General features: G+C 69.5%; 15 protein-coding genes and 2 tRNA genes. 10 read left to right on the forward strand and 7 right to left on the reverse strand.

Annotated elements, in window-relative coordinates; translation table 11 throughout:
- Nucleotides 1-41 precede the first annotated feature (41 nt).
- Nucleotides 42-1,010 carry a DUF1648 domain-containing protein gene (locus AB0N78_RS07075; RefSeq protein ID WP_363387589.1) on the reverse strand — a complete coding sequence of 323 codons (969 nt, stop codon included), beginning with the start codon at nucleotides 1,008-1,010 and terminating at the stop codon, nucleotides 42-44.
- Nucleotides 1,007-1,375, reverse strand: a complete 369-nt coding sequence (locus AB0N78_RS07080; protein ID WP_363387592.1) for a GntR family transcriptional regulator — start codon at nucleotides 1,373-1,375, stop codon at nucleotides 1,007-1,009. Before AB0N78_RS07080 ends, AB0N78_RS07075 begins: the two co-directional genes overlap by 4 nt.
- Before the next feature lie 85 nt (nucleotides 1,376-1,460).
- Between AB0N78_RS07080 and AB0N78_RS07085 the strand changes: the two genes are divergently transcribed.
- A complete protein-coding gene (locus tag AB0N78_RS07085) occupies nucleotides 1,461-1,904 on the forward strand; it encodes a methylglyoxal synthase (RefSeq protein ID WP_363387595.1) in 444 nt (147 codons plus the stop codon).
- On the opposite strand, the gene AB0N78_RS07090 is transcribed toward AB0N78_RS07085, so the two are convergent.
- Nucleotides 1,897-2,586 (reverse strand): WYL domain-containing protein, encoded by a 690-nt coding sequence (locus tag AB0N78_RS07090; RefSeq protein WP_363387598.1) that lies wholly within the window; start codon nucleotides 2,584-2,586, stop codon nucleotides 1,897-1,899. The two genes, AB0N78_RS07085 and AB0N78_RS07090, sit on opposite strands and share 8 nt — an antisense overlap.
- Before the next feature lie 73 nt (nucleotides 2,587-2,659).
- Between AB0N78_RS07090 and AB0N78_RS07095 the strand changes: the two genes are divergently transcribed.
- Nucleotides 2,660-3,415: an alpha/beta hydrolase gene (locus AB0N78_RS07095; protein WP_363387601.1), complete on the forward strand. Its 756-nt coding sequence runs from the start codon at nucleotides 2,660-2,662 to the stop codon at nucleotides 3,413-3,415.
- Here AB0N78_RS07095 and epsC read toward each other — a convergent pair.
- Both epsC and cysK read right to left on the reverse strand, forming a co-directional pair.
- The gene (epsC, locus tag AB0N78_RS07100; RefSeq protein ID WP_363387604.1) at nucleotides 3,406-3,996 is read right to left on the reverse strand and encodes a serine O-acetyltransferase EpsC; all 591 of its coding nucleotides are present in this window, start codon (nucleotides 3,994-3,996) and stop codon (nucleotides 3,406-3,408) included. The two genes, AB0N78_RS07095 and epsC, sit on opposite strands and share 10 nt — an antisense overlap.
- Before the next feature lie 5 nt (nucleotides 3,997-4,001).
- The gene (gene cysK, locus AB0N78_RS07105) at nucleotides 4,002-4,937 is read right to left on the reverse strand and encodes a cysteine synthase A (RefSeq protein ID WP_363387607.1); all 936 of its coding nucleotides are present in this window, start codon (nucleotides 4,935-4,937) and stop codon (nucleotides 4,002-4,004) included.
- 332 nt (nucleotides 4,938-5,269) lie between these two features.
- Here cysK and AB0N78_RS07110 point away from each other — a divergent pair, with 332 nt between their 5' ends.
- Nucleotides 5,270-6,202, forward strand: coding sequence for an alpha/beta hydrolase (locus AB0N78_RS07110; protein WP_363387610.1), 933 nt, complete (start codon nucleotides 5,270-5,272; stop codon nucleotides 6,200-6,202).
- 11 nt (nucleotides 6,203-6,213) lie between these two features.
- Here the strand turns inward: AB0N78_RS07110 and AB0N78_RS07115 are convergent, their stop codons facing one another.
- Both AB0N78_RS07115 and AB0N78_RS07120 read right to left on the reverse strand, forming a co-directional pair.
- Nucleotides 6,214-6,822, reverse strand: a complete 609-nt coding sequence (locus AB0N78_RS07115; protein ID WP_363387613.1) for a sugar O-acetyltransferase — start codon at nucleotides 6,820-6,822, stop codon at nucleotides 6,214-6,216.
- A gap of 107 nt (nucleotides 6,823-6,929) precedes the next feature.
- Nucleotides 6,930-7,000 (reverse strand) — tRNA-Gly (locus AB0N78_RS07120).
- Between the two features lie 88 nt (nucleotides 7,001-7,088).
- Here AB0N78_RS07120 and AB0N78_RS07125 point away from each other — a divergent pair.
- From AB0N78_RS07125 to AB0N78_RS07155, 7 genes are all read left to right on the forward strand, one after another.
- Nucleotides 7,089-7,162, forward strand: a tRNA-Pro gene (locus tag AB0N78_RS07125).
- A gap of 151 nt (nucleotides 7,163-7,313) precedes the next feature.
- Nucleotides 7,314-8,192 (forward strand): type II CAAX endopeptidase family protein, encoded by an 879-nt coding sequence (locus AB0N78_RS07130; RefSeq protein ID WP_363387615.1) that lies wholly within the window; start codon nucleotides 7,314-7,316, stop codon nucleotides 8,190-8,192.
- 159 nt (nucleotides 8,193-8,351) lie between these two features.
- Entirely contained in the window at nucleotides 8,352-9,686 is a 1,335-nt protein-coding gene (gene tig, locus AB0N78_RS07135) for a trigger factor (RefSeq protein ID WP_363388245.1), read from the forward strand.
- Nucleotides 9,687-9,874: 188 nt separating this feature from the next.
- A complete protein-coding gene (locus AB0N78_RS07140; protein ID WP_363387618.1) occupies nucleotides 9,875-10,495 on the forward strand; it encodes an ATP-dependent Clp protease proteolytic subunit in 621 nt (206 codons plus the stop codon).
- A 35-nt stretch (nucleotides 10,496-10,530) separates the two neighbouring features.
- Nucleotides 10,531-11,235: an ATP-dependent Clp protease proteolytic subunit gene (locus AB0N78_RS07145; protein WP_363387621.1), complete on the forward strand. Its 705-nt coding sequence runs from the start codon at nucleotides 10,531-10,533 to the stop codon at nucleotides 11,233-11,235.
- A gap of 192 nt (nucleotides 11,236-11,427) precedes the next feature.
- Entirely contained in the window at nucleotides 11,428-12,708 is a 1,281-nt protein-coding gene (gene clpX / locus AB0N78_RS07150; protein ID WP_363387624.1) for an ATP-dependent Clp protease ATP-binding subunit ClpX, read from the forward strand.
- Entirely contained in the window at nucleotides 12,701-13,012 is a 312-nt protein-coding gene (locus AB0N78_RS07155) for a chorismate mutase (RefSeq protein WP_363387627.1), read from the forward strand. Before clpX ends, AB0N78_RS07155 begins: the two co-directional genes overlap by 8 nt.
- Nucleotides 13,013-13,099: the final 87 nt, after the last annotated feature.

A 13,099-nucleotide genomic window follows, 5' to 3' on the forward strand; every position in this document is an offset into this window, starting at 1 on the left:
CGTGCCCCCGTCATCGTCGACGGGCGACATGCTGCCCGGTCTCAGGCCTCCGGGCGAGTGGAGTTCCGGGAGCGCTCGGCGAGGGTCGCCAGCAGTGCCGCTCCGGTGTGCGCATCCGGCACGGTCACCACGACCTCGCGCCCGCCGGTCAGATGCACCCGGATGCCCTCACCGTTGCGGAGCACATACCCGGTCTCGCCCCGTCGACCCACGCGGATGCCGAAGCCGCCGAACTCCTGCATGCCGCGGACCTGGGTCACCTCGACCGCGGTGATCTCCGCAGCCGGAATCTCGACCCGGGGCCAGCCCAAGGCCGACCGCAGCCGGAGTCCCTGGGTGTCCACCGTGACTCGGAATGCCGTCATACTGCCTAGAAGGAATAGCAGGATCGCCACGATCGCCAGGAGTCCAGGCATCCGCAGCACCACGGTCAGGATCACGAGCAGCAGGGTTGCGCCACCGCCCAGCCACAGGGCCATCGGGCTGGTGACCTGACGGCTCCACACGGCCCGCTCCTGATCGCCCAGGTCGAGTCGCGGCCCGCGCACCGCGCCCGAGGCGGGATAGGGGCGGTCGGCGGGCATGACCCAGGCTGCTCCGATGCCGAGTGCGAGGCCGATGACCAGTGCCAAGGCGATGACCCCATTGATCCCGGTGGCGTGTGCGGCATCGTCCAGGCCGCGGGTGGCGTTCAGTGAGCCGATCAGGATGGTGGCTCCCAGCCCGCTGATCCCGACCGCGACGCCCGCCGCGATCCGACGGGTGACGGCGGCCTTGCCCAGCAGCACCCCGACCAGCCAGGCACCGACCGCCACCGCGCCGCACACCCCGAGCATCAGCGCGATGAACCCGCCGAGCGACCCGTAGCCGTCCGGGCCGTCAGCGCTGAAGTGCACCGCCACCGGATCGGGCAGCTCCGAACGCCATGACCAGGCCAGCAGTCCGGCACCGGCCAGGATCACGGCCGAGGGCAGGAGTCCGATCAGGGTGGTGGACAGGCGGTGGTTCATCGTCGCTCCGTTCCGGCCAGTGCCTCACGCACCAGTCCTACCGTTGTGCCGGCGGCCAGTCCCAGGTCCTGGGCGGCCGCCACCAGGTCATCCAGTGCGGTGCGCAACCGGGTGAAGTCCCCCGCCTGGTGTTCCGCCACGACCGCACCGCGTCCGCGGCGGACCTCTAACAGGCCCTCATCACGCAGGTCCTGATAGGCGTGCAGCACCGTGTGCAGATTGATCTCCAACGAGGCCGCCAGATCCCGGGCGGCGGGCAGGCGGTCGCCGGGGGAGAGCTCCCCGCGGATCACGGCGGCGCGGATCTGCCCGGCCAGCTGCTCGAACAGTGGCTCCTCGGCGGTGGGGTCGATGCGGAACAACATGACTGCATCCTAGTTGTTTGATGTCAACTAGAACAAGTTGCGGCTCCTCTACGCTGGGTCCGAGCCGCTAGGAAGGACGGACCCCATGCCCGGAGTCGCCCACCACATCGCGTTGGTCGCCCACGACAACAAGAAGGTCGAGCTGCTGCGCTGGGCCGAGTTCAACAAGGGCACCCTGGCCCGGCATCACCTGTACGCCACCGGTACCACCGGCACGATGCTGCAGTACGAGCTCGGCCTCCCGGTCACCCGCCTGCTGTCCGGACCGGTGGGCGGCGACCAGCAGATCGGCGCGAAGATCGCCGAGGGCGTGATCGACATGCTGGTGTTCTTCTGGGACCCGCTGGAGCCGCAACCGCACGATCCGGACGTCAAAGCGCTGCTGCGGATCGGTGCGGTCTGGAATGTGCCGATGGCCAGCAACCGAGCCACCGCGGACATGCTGATCTCCTCGCCGCTGCTGGGCGAGGAGTGGGACTCCCGTCCGGAGATCGGCGCACGCAGCTGGTCGGACGGCGCGGTCAGCTGAACACCGGTCGCGCCGTGGGCGGGGGCGCGCCCAGCTCCTCGATCCCGTGCCCGGTGCAGGGCGTCGCGGTCACATGGGCGGCCTCGATGCGCGCCACCCGGAACCATCGCATCGCCTCACGCAGTCGGCACCAGCCGACCAGGTGCCAGTTGCCGTGCACCTGCGCGAAGGTCACCGGTTCCACGTCCCTCGTGCTGGTCTCACCAGCGCCGGACAGGTAGCGGATCCGCACGACCCGCTGATCAGTCATCGCCTGCTCCAGCGCGGAGCGCACGGCGCGGGTCGAGGGAGTCGGGTTGTTCACCCACACCCTCCCGGCCAGCTCTTCAGCCCGCGCCCGCGTCCGTGGGTCGAGCACATCCAGGATCTTGCGCACCCCTGCCGTCGCCAGGTCCGCGTAGGGCGCATCCGGTGCTGCCGACACCGCGGCCAGCAGCGCCACCGCCTGCGCCGGGGTGAGCGTGATCGGCGGCAGGGTCGACCCGGGCGCCAGTCCGTAGCCGCCCCCGGGCCCGGGCTTGGACCAGACCGGCACGCCGCTGTCGTCCAGCGCCGCCAGGTCGCGCTTGATGGTGCGCACCGAGACCCCGAACTCACTCGCCAGCCGCTCAGCGGAGCACCCGCGCCGTCCGCTGCGTCGCAGCAGTTCGGACAGTGCATGCAGCCGCTCGGTTCGCTTCATCGCCGGACCCCGCTCGGAATCATGACAGGAATGGTGACACGCCGGTGTCCGACGCTGGGTCGAGCATCGGGTCATGACCACACCAACGCAGCATCCGACCCTCCTCCTCATCCCCGGCTACTGGCTCGGCGAGTGGGCCTGGGAGCAGGTGACCGACCGGCTCACCGCGCTGGGACACCGGGCGATCCCGCTCACCCTGCCCGGGCTAGACCCCGACGACCCCCAGCGCGCCTCCCACACCCTTGACGACCAGGCAGCAGCCATCGAGCACGCGATGGACGCGGCGGGTGCCTCCGGGCAGGCCCCGGTCATCCTGGTGGGACACAGCGGCGCGAACGCCCCGATCAGCATGGTGCTCGATCGACACCCCGAGCTGGTCGCCCGGGTGGTGTGGGTCGACAGCGGCCCGGTCAGTCCCGCCGACGAGGCCATCCCGGACGGCCCGGAGCTGGATGAGCTGCCGCTGCCGCCCTTCGACCAGCTCGCGGCGCAGTCCAGCCTCGACGGTCTTACCCCGCAGATGCTGGACCGGTTCCGGCAGCGCGCGGTCCCGGAGCCCGGGCCAGTGATCGGCGCATCCGTGCCGCTGCGCAACGACGCCCGACGTCGGGTGCCCACCACCCTGGTGTGCTGCTCGATCCTCGGTCGCCAGGTGCGCGAGCTGGTCGCGAGCGGGCACCCGATGTTCGCCGAGGTCGCCCACCTCACGGATGTGCAGTACGTCGATCTCCCCACCGGTCACTGGCCGATGTGGAGCCGCCCGGACGAGCTGGCACGCATCCTCGCCGAGGTGTCGAGGCCCGCCGGGGACGACGACCCTCAGATGTAGATCGCCGGGTCGTCGACCTCGGGCTCCGGGGGAGCGGCAGCCGGCTTGCGGCGCACCTTGGCCGGGACGCCGACGGCGACCTCACCGGGCGGGACATCCTTGAGCACGACGGCATTCGCACCGATCTGGACGTCATCACCGATCCACACCGCACCGAGCACCTTCGCCCCCGAGCCGACCACCACCCGGTCACCGACGGTGGGGTGGCGCTTGCCCTTGCGCATCGACTTGCCGCCCAGGGTGGCACCGTGGAACAGCACCACATCGTCTCCGACCACCGCGGTCTCGCCGATCACCACCCCCATCCCGTGGTCGATGAACAACCGACGTCCGATGGTGGCACCGGGGTGGATCTCCACCCCGGTCACCGCACGGGAGATGTGTGCCAGGAGCCGGGCCGGCAGGCGCAGGCCCGGCTCCCGCCACATCCGATGCGCTACCCGGTGCGCCCACACCGCATGCAGGCCCGGGTACACCAGGGCAACCTCGACCAGCGACCGTGCGGCGGGGTCACGGCGGCGGGCGGTCTGAAGGTCCTCGCGCAGCGTATGCAGGAACCGGCGCAACGGGGTGGCGGTCACGGTGGTCAGTCCAGCAGGTCGGCGTACAGGATGGTGGACAGGTAGCGCTCACCGAAGGACGGGATGATCGTCACGATCAGCTTCCCGGCGTTCTCCGGGCGCTTGGCCAGCTCGATGGCGGCGTGCAGTGCGGCCCCGGAGGAGATACCCACCAGCAGGCCCTCCTCAGTGGCGGCGGCCCGGGCCACCCGCACCGCGGTATCCGCGTCGACGTCGATGATCTCGTCGTAGATCGAGGTGTCCAGGATCTCCGGCACGAAGTTCGCCCCGATGCCCTGGATCTTGTGCGGGCCGGGCTGGCCGCCGTTGAGGATCGGCGACTCGGCGGGCTCCACACCCACGATCTGCACTGAGGGCTTGCGCTCCTTGAGTACCTGACCGACGCCGGTGATCGTGCCACCGGTGCCGATGCCGGCCACCACGATGTCGACCTGACCGTCGGTGTCGTTCCAGATCTCCTCCGCGGTGGTCTTGCGGTGGATCGCCGGGTTGGCCTCGTTGGCGAACTGGCGGGCCAGGATCGCGCCCTCGCGCTCGGCCACGACCTCGTTCGCCTTGTTCACCGCGCCCTTCATGCCCTCGGCGGCCGGGGTGAGGATCAGCTCCGCACCGAAGGCCCGCAGCAGCGCCCGGCGCTCCTTGGACATCGACTCCGGCATGGTCAGCACCACGTGGTAGCCGCGGGCCGCACCCACGAATGCCAGCGCAATGCCGGTGTTGCCGCTGGTCGCCTCGACGATGGTCCCGCCGGGCGTGAGCGCACCGGAGGCCTCTGCGGCGTCGACAATGGCCACACCGATCCGGTCCTTCACCGAGTTGGCCGGGTTGTAGAACTCCAGCTTGCCGACCACCGTGGCACCGGCGCCCTCGGTCAACTTGTTGATCCGGACCAGCGGGGTGTTGCCGATCAGCTGCGTCGCGTCGTCGTAGATCCGAGCCATGTCATCGTCCTGTCTGCGTGTCGGGTGAGGGGGTGAGGGGGCGAGCGCTGGCCCGGGCCGTGGGGATCCCCCCGGGGCACCCGGGGAGGACGGCCAGCGCTCTAACGACAGCGACAGGTCGGAGCGTCCGGGGCCGGACGGGTGAGCACGGGCGTGCGCCGCATCGCGTGCTCCCTTCTCGACCGGGTTCGGCCGGATCGGCCGAGCTGACGGTAGCCGTAACAGCCTGACCCGGACAAACATGCCCACTCCGGCGGTGTTCCCCTGGTCACAGGCTCCACGGTGGCCCACTCGGACGACGGTCGCCACCGCACCCGTGCCACCATGCGGGCATGAGTGACCCCGACGTGCTAGGCCCCGACTGGCAACGCCGCACCCTGTCCCTGCGCCCGGATCTGCCCGGCGCACCGGACCCGGTCGCCACCCTGGTGCACCGTGCCGACGCGGGCAACGACCCCGAACGCCCCGCGGTGCTCTACCTGCACGGATTCGTCGACTACTTCTTCCACGCCCATGTCGGCAACGCCCTGTCCGAGCGGGGCATCGACCTCTACGGTCTCGACCTGCGCGATTACGGGCGGTCGATCCGGCCCGGTCGCACGCCCAACACCGTCGGCTCGTTGGCGTGTTACGCCGAGGAGATCGACACCGCCGTCCACCTGCTGTGTCGTCGTCACCGCAAGGTCGTCCTGCTGGGGCACTCCACCGGCGGGTTGATCGCCGCGCTGTGGGCCGACGCCCGGCGCGGCACCGGGCTGATCGATGCCCTGGTGCTGAACAGCCCCTGGCTCGACCTGCGCGGCACCGAGTTCGAGCGCACCGTGCTCACCGGTGTGATCGATGTCCTCGGCCTGGTCGTCCCTGATCTCCCGATGCGTCGACTAGCACCGCACTACGGCGAGGCCCTGCACGCCGAGTGGGGCTACGACCTCACCTGGAAGCCGCACACCGACTTCCCGGCCAGGGCCGCCTTCATCCGCGCGGTCCGACGGGGCCATGCCGCCGTCCGCCGCGGCCTCGCCATCGACGTGCCGGTGCTGATGCTCACCTCCGACACCACTGGCCCCGACGACCGCTGGCACGAGCATCTGCTGACCAGCGATTCGGTGCTGGACGTCGCCGACATGTGGCGATTGGCCCCGAACCTGGGGGAGGACGTCACCGTGGAGATCGTCGAGGGCGGGGCGCACGACCTGGCGCTGTCACCCGAACCGGCCCGCACCGCCTACCTGGAGGCCGTCGCCGACTGGGTGGACCGCAGCTAGGCACGCCCGCATCAGACCGCCCGGATCACCCGCGCGGGATTGCCGCCCACGATCACCCCGGCGGGCACGTCCGTGGTGACCACCGCCCCCGCCGCGATCACACTGTCCGCGCCGATGCTCACCCCCGGGCACACCACCACGCTGCCGCCGAACCACACGTTGTCCCCGACCGTGATCGGCAGTGCCCGCTCCCAGCCCGCCCGGCGCAGCTCCGGGTCGGTCGGGTGGTTGGAGGTGTAGAACCGCGCATCTGGCCCGATCAGCACATCCGCGCCGATGCTGACCCGACCGCCGCCGATCACCAGGAACCCGGTGTTGATGAAGCTCCGGTCCCCGATGCTGAGCTGCGTGCTGTACTCGACATAGAACGGCGGTCGGAAGTCCGCCCCCTCGCCGAACCCGCCCAGTGTCTCGCGCAGCAGCGCCACCCCGGCGGCAGGATCCTCGCGGTAGAGCTCGGCGATCCGGCGCGAGGCCTCGTGACCGGCCGCGGTGATCGCGCCCAGCTCCGGGCTGAGTCGGTAGCGGTACCAGTCACCGGCGAGTAGGCGCTCGTACTCGCTGCGGGGGTCACTCGGGTCAGGCAGGGCGACGGCATTGTCGCGGGTGGCGGCTGTCATGGGCGTGAGCGTATGCCCGAACGGCGGACCGGTTCCGGGACCGCCGGGCCGTCCCCACTGATGCCGCGAGGGCCGGGAAGCCCCTGCATCCCGGCCCTCGCGTGCGGAGCGGATGACGGGAATCGAACCCGCGTAATCAGTTTGGAAGACTGAGGCTCTACCATTGAGCTACATCCGCGCAGGTCCCGGACTGGCCAGGACCACGGCGTCTAGCCTAGCGGGTCTCCGCGGCGTCCGTTGTCACCACTAGACTCGGCCCCGCAACACGGGATGTGGCGCAGGTTGGTAGCGCGTCCGCTTTGGGAGCGGAAGGTCGTGGGTTCGAATCCCGCCATCCCGACTTCACCCCCCGCTCCTGCGGGGCGGGTACTCAACTGTCGTCTGATCGGCACCTCACGCATGTCTGCTGAGCCTGGACGTCCGCCAGGCTGTGGCCCTCGACGGTGAGTGTTGGCAATCGGAGCCACTCCGCCCCGAGCGGAGGGAACTTCATGAACGACGCCGCCATGCCCGCCCCGACCCGGGTGCGCCCGCGCTGGCTACGCGCCCTGGTGCTCATTGTGGGCTTGGCGCTCGCCTACGGCCTGACCCAGACGCTCACGCTGACCGGCGTGGAGCTGGCCCCGCTGGCGGCGTTGCCCCTCGGTCTGGTCGCCACCGCGGCTCTGGTGCTGCTCTACCACGGGCTGGTCCGGTGGATGGAGGGTCGGCCTGCTGTCGAGCTGGCGGTGGATCGCAGCACCGCCGGTCTGGGGTGGGGCGGCCTGCTCGGACTGGGCTTCATGTCGGTCACCGTGGCGGCGATTGCGCTGGGCGGCGAGGTGACCTTCACCCGCGGCGGTGCCATCAGCGCGGTGCTCGGAGCGGTCGGCTTCTGGATCGTGGTGGGCGTCGGTGAGGAGCTGCTGTTCCGCGGAGCGGTGTTCCGCCTGGTGGAGGAGCGGGTCGGATCGGCCTGGGCGTTGGCGGTGTCGGCGGTGCTCTTCGGCGCGGTGCACCTGGCCAACCCCGATGCCTCGTTGTGGGGAGCGGTCGCGATCGCCTGTGAGGCCGGGGTGATGTTGGGCGCGGCCTACCTGGTCACCCGGTCGCTGTGGCTGCCGATCGGTGTGCACATCGCGTGGAACTTCGCGCAGGGCACGCTCTTCGGCGCCTCGGTCTCCGGCAGCGGGATCGACACCGGGACGGTGCTGACCAGCACGATGGAGGGGCCGCAGTGGCTCACCGGCGGCAGCTTCGGGCCGGAGGCCAGCGTGGTGGCCGTGGTGCTCGGCGCAGCGATGGCGGCGGTCATGATCGTCCTCGCCCGGCGGCGCGGGAACTGGCGGACTCGTCCGCGTCGAGCTGCCGTGGCCGAACCCGCGTCGTGAGTGCGGTGCGACAGCTGCCGCGACTTTGGCCCCCGTGCGGCCTGGTGGCGTAGGCTCGGACAGCCGACGCGTGGTCTTTGTCATGCCCGCGCGCTGTTGTCTGGCCCGGTTTGGGCCTGCCCGGCCCATCGACCGTCCGATCAGTTGGAGATCATCGAAGTGAAGAGCGCCGTCGAGACCCTGGAGCCCACCAAGGTCAAGCTGACCGTTGAGGTGTCGTACGACGAGCTCAAGCCGAGCATCGACCACGCCTACTCGCACATCGCGGAGCAGGTGAACATCCCCGGCTTCCGCAAGGGCAAGGTGCCGCCGCGCATCATCGACCAGCGTGTGGGCCGTCCCGCCGTGATGGAGCACGCCGTCAACGACGGTCTGTCCGAGTTCTACGCCTCGGCCATCCGCGACAACAGCCTGCGCCCGCTGGGTCAGCCGGAGATTGACGTCACCAAGGTTCCCGGCCTGGTCGCCGGTGAGGACGAGGGTGACCTGGTCTTCACCGCCGAGGTCGAGGTCCGCCCGGAGATCGAGATCCCCGAGCTGGACGGCTTGTCGCTGTCGGTGGACGGCCTGGAGGTCTCCGACGAGGACGTGCAGGGTCGCCTGGACCAGCTGCGCGAGCGCTTCGGCACCCTGGTCGGCGTGGACCGTCCGGCCGCTGACAAGGACTTCGTCGTGATCGACCTGGTCGCCAAGATCGGCGACGAGGAGGTCGACACCGTCTCCGGCATCTCCTACCAGATCGGTTCCGGCAACATGCTGGAGGGTCTGGACGAGGCGCTGACCGGCCTGTCCGCCGGTGAGACCACCACCTTCGAGACCGAGCTGGTCGGTGGCGAGCACGCAGGGGAGAAGGCTCAGGTCACCGTGACCGCTTCCCAGGTGAAGCAGCGCGACCTGCCCGAGGCTGACGACGACTTCGCCCAGATGGCCTCCGAGTTCGACACCATCGGCGAGCTGACCGACGACCTGCGCGAGCAGGCCGGTCGGATCAAGGGGCAGAACCAGGCCGTGCAGGCCCGCGACCTCCTGCTCGAGCAGCTCCTGGAGAAGATCGAGATCCCGGTGCCGACCGGTGCCGTCGAGGCCGAGGTCCACCGTCACCTGGAGCAGGAGGGCCGTCTGGACGACGACACCCACCGCGCCGAGGTGAAGGAGCAGGCCGAGACCGCCCTGCGCAACCAGATCCTGCTGGACACCCTGGCCGAGAAGCTCGAGGTCAAGGTCGCCCAGGGTGAGCTGATCGACTACCTGGTGTCCGCCTCCCGCCAGTACGGCATGGACCCGAACACCTTCATCCAGACCATCGACCAGCAGGGTCAGATCCCGGCGATGGTCGCTGAGGTCGCCCGCTCCAAGGCGCTGGCCGTCGCGCTGCGCCGGGTCGCGGTGACCGATGACAAGGGCGAGACCGTCGACCTGTCCGAGTACATCGGGTCGGACGAGGACGACGCCGCACTGGAGCAGGCCGAGGACGAGGCCACTCAGGAGGCCTGATCCACCGCTCGTCGGAGCCCCGCCACACGCATTCGTGTGGCGGGGCTTCCGTCATTCCGGGTCGCTGCCGAGAGCGGCGCACGTGCGCCAACAGCGAAACGGGGCCGGAACGGGAGGATTCGCAGGTGACCCGGGCGTTAGGGTCGCTGCAACGCACGACACCAATCGCACGTCATGAGGGAGCCTTCGTGAACGACCAGACGCCGGCCATCGCCCGGGCAGAGTCCGGGGGCTTCGGCCTCAACGACTCCATCTACAACCGGCTCCTGCGTGAGCGGATCATCTGGCTGGGGTCGGAGGTCCGGGACGAGAACGCCAACGCCATCTGCGCGCAGATGATGCTGCTGGCCGCGGAGGACCCGGACAAGGACATCTTCCTGTACATCAACTCGCCCGGTGGCTCGATCACCGCGGGCATGGCGATCTACGACACCATGCAGTTCATCAAGCCGGATGTCGCCACCGTGGCGATGGGCATGGCCGCCTCGATGGGGCAGTTCCTGCTCTCCTCGGGCGCGAAGGGCAAGCGCTACGCCACCCCGCACGCCCGGGTGATGATGCACCAGCCCTCCGGTGGCATCGGCGGCACCGCCACCGACGTCCGGATCAACGCCCAGCTGATCCTGCACATGAAGACCGTGCTGGCCGAGCTGATCGCCGAGCAGACCGGCAAGACCGTCGAGCAGATCACCGCCGACTCGGACCGTGACCGCTGGTTCACCGCCCCCGAGGCGCTGGAGTACGGGTTCATCGACAAGGTCGTCACCCACGCCGGCTCGGTCGCCGGCGGCGGCGGCACCAACGCCTGAGCCCACCCAGACCTGACTTCCCTGAAGGAGAACCCGTGAGCACCGAGTCGCAGTTCATCGCCCGCGCCGGGCGCCTCGCCGGGGGCTGGGGTGGCACCGCCGCACCGTCCCCGTCGTCCCGTTACGTGCTACCCCAGTTCGAGGAGCGCACCGCCTACGGCTTCAAGCGCCAGGACCCGTACACCAAGCTGTTCGAGGACCGGATCATCTTCCTCGGCGTGCAGGTGGACGACGCCTCCGCGGACGACATCATGGCCCAGCTGCTGGTGCTGGAGAGCACCGACCCGGACGGGCCGATCACGCTGTACATCAACTCGCCCGGTGGCTCGTTCACCGCGCTGACCGCGATCTACGACACGATGCAGTACATCAAGCCGCAGATCCAGACCGTCTGCCTTGGTCAGGCCGCCTCGGCCGCCGCGGTGCTGCTGGCTGCCGGGTCGCCTGGTCGTCGCCTGGCGCTGCCGAATGCGCGCGTGCTGATCCACCAGCCGGCGATGGAGGGTGGCGGTTACGCCCAGGCCTCCGACATCGAGATCCACGCCAATGAGCTGATCCGGATGCGCGAGTGGCTGGAGGCGACCCTGGCGCACCACACCGGTCGCGAGCTGGAGCAGGTCAAGCAGGACATCGAGCGCGACAAGATCCTCACCGCGGCCCAGGCCCTGGAGTACGGGATCGTCGACCAGGTGCTCGAGAGCCGCAAGGGCGTGACGGCCACCACGGTCGAGCCCAAGTGACGTGACTGTGTGCGCCCCGGGTGTCCATCACCCGGGGCGCACACCTGCGACACGCCAGTTCCGGTGGCCTCCGGCTGACACCGACCCGGCTGGTGGTGTGCAATGGTTCATCGGGCGTCTTCCGGGCAGCGTCCCGACGATGGCATGACAGCTCGACAGCAGCGCGGCAGAGCGCACGGGGAAGGGACCGCAATGGCTCGCATCGGAGACGGCGCCGACCTGCTCAAGTGCTCGTTCTGCGGTAAGTCGCAGAAGCAGGTCAAGAAGCTCATCGCGGGCCCCGGGGTCTACATCTGTGACGAGTGCATCGAGCTGTGCAACGAGATCATGGAGGAGGAGCGCGCCGAGGCCTCCGAGCTGGGCATGACCGAGCTGCCCAAGCCCAAGGAGATCTTCGAGTTCCTCGAGCAGTACATCGTCGGGCAGGAGCCCGCCAAGCGGTCGCTCGCCGTCGCGGTGTACAACCACTACAAGCGCATCCAGGCGGGGGAGAGCGGCTCCGGCACGGTGGGCTCAGGCGAGGACGCCGTCGAGATCGCCAAGTCGAACATCCTGCTGATCGGCCCGACCGGCTGCGGCAAGACCTACCTCGCGCAGACCCTGGCCAAGATGCTGAACGTGCCCTTCGCCTTGGCGGACGCCACCGCGTTGACCGAGGCCGGCTACGTCGGCGAGGACGTCGAGAACATCCTGCTCAAACTGATCCAGGCCGCCGACTTCGACGTGAAGAAGGCCGAGACCGGGATCATCTACATCGACGAGATCGACAAGATTGCCCGCAAGGCGGAGAACCCGTCGATCACCCGGGATGTCTCCGGTGAGGGTGTGCAGCAGGCGCTGTTGAAGATCCTGGAGGGCACCCAGGCTTCGGTGCCGCCGCAGGGTGGGCGCAAGCACCCGCACCAGGAGTTCATCCAGATCGACACCACCAACGTGCTGTTCATCGTCGCCGGTGCGTTCGCCGGGCTGGACGAGATCATCACCAGCCGGTCCGGTCGCAAGGGGATCGGCTTCGGCGCACCGCTGCATTCCGCGGATGACAAGGACGTCTTCGGTGAGGTCATGCCGGAGGACCTGCTCAAGTTCGGGCTGATCCCGGAGTTCATCGGCCGTGTCCCGGTGATCACCACGGTGTCTCCGCTGGATCAGGAGGCCCTGGTCCGGATCCTCACCGAGCCGCGCAACGCGCTGGTCAAGCAGTACCAGCGGATGTTCGAGATCGACGGCGTCGAACTGGAGTTCACCGACGACGCGGTGGAGGCCATCGCGGACCAGGCGCTGCTGCGCGGCACCGGCGCGCGCGGCTTGCGGGCCATCATGGAGGAGGTCCTCCAGCAGGTGATGTTCGAGGTGCCCAGCCGCGACGACGTCGAGCGCGTGGTGGTGAACCGCGCGGTCGTGCTGGAGAACGTCAACCCGACCCTGGTGCCTCGGCAGGCACCCAAGCGCACCCCGCGGGAGAAGAGTGCCTGAGCTACCCCCGGAGCTGGCGCGGCTGCGCGGCAGCATCGACAACTACGACGCCGCACTGATCCACATCTTGGCGGAGCGATTCAAGGCCACCCAGCAGGTCGGTGTGCTCAAGGCCCGATTGGGTCTGCCCGCCTCCGATCCCGGACGGGAAGCACGTCAGGTGGCCCGCATGCGGGACCTGGCGCATGAGTCGGACCTGGACCCGGTGTTCGCGGAGAAGTTCCTCGCGTTCATCGTGGAGGAGGTCATTCGGCATCACGAGGAGATCGCCGCCGGACCCGAGGGTCAGCGCGCTCGGTCCTGAGCCAGCACTGGCGTGTCGTCGCCGGGTGTCAGAGGGTGGATCGGGACAGACGGTCGGCCCCGGTGGTCTACGCCACCGCTGTGTCGG

Origin of the sequence: Cellulomonas sp. NPDC089187, assembly GCF_040685135.1 — a bacterium.
Classification (GTDB): domain Bacteria; phylum Actinomycetota; class Actinomycetes; order Actinomycetales; family Cellulomonadaceae; genus Cellulomonas.

Coding starts and splice junctions, on each gene's coding strand:
- clpX (WP_363387624.1), top strand. CDS start 11,428: ATGGCTCGCATCGGAGACGGCGCCGACCTGCTCAAGTGCTCGTTCTGC.
- AB0N78_RS07075 (WP_363387589.1), bottom strand. CDS start 1,010: ATGAACCACCGCCTGTCCACCACCCTGATCGGACTCCTGCCCTCGGCC.
- AB0N78_RS07090 (WP_363387598.1), bottom strand. CDS start 2,586: ATGAAGCGAACCGAGCGGCTGCATGCACTGTCCGAACTGCTGCGACGC.
- AB0N78_RS07085 (WP_363387595.1), top strand. CDS start 1,461: ATGCCCGGAGTCGCCCACCACATCGCGTTGGTCGCCCACGACAACAAG.
- AB0N78_RS07130 (WP_363387615.1), top strand. CDS start 7,314: ATGAACGACGCCGCCATGCCCGCCCCGACCCGGGTGCGCCCGCGCTGG.
- AB0N78_RS07110 (WP_363387610.1), top strand. CDS start 5,270: ATGAGTGACCCCGACGTGCTAGGCCCCGACTGGCAACGCCGCACCCTG.
- AB0N78_RS07080 (WP_363387592.1), bottom strand. CDS start 1,375: ATGTTGTTCCGCATCGACCCCACCGCCGAGGAGCCACTGTTCGAGCAG.
- AB0N78_RS07095 (WP_363387601.1), top strand. CDS start 2,660: ATGACCACACCAACGCAGCATCCGACCCTCCTCCTCATCCCCGGCTAC.
- cysK (WP_363387607.1), bottom strand. CDS start 4,937: ATGGCTCGGATCTACGACGACGCGACGCAGCTGATCGGCAACACCCCG.
- AB0N78_RS07115 (WP_363387613.1), bottom strand. CDS start 6,822: ATGACAGCCGCCACCCGCGACAATGCCGTCGCCCTGCCTGACCCGAGT.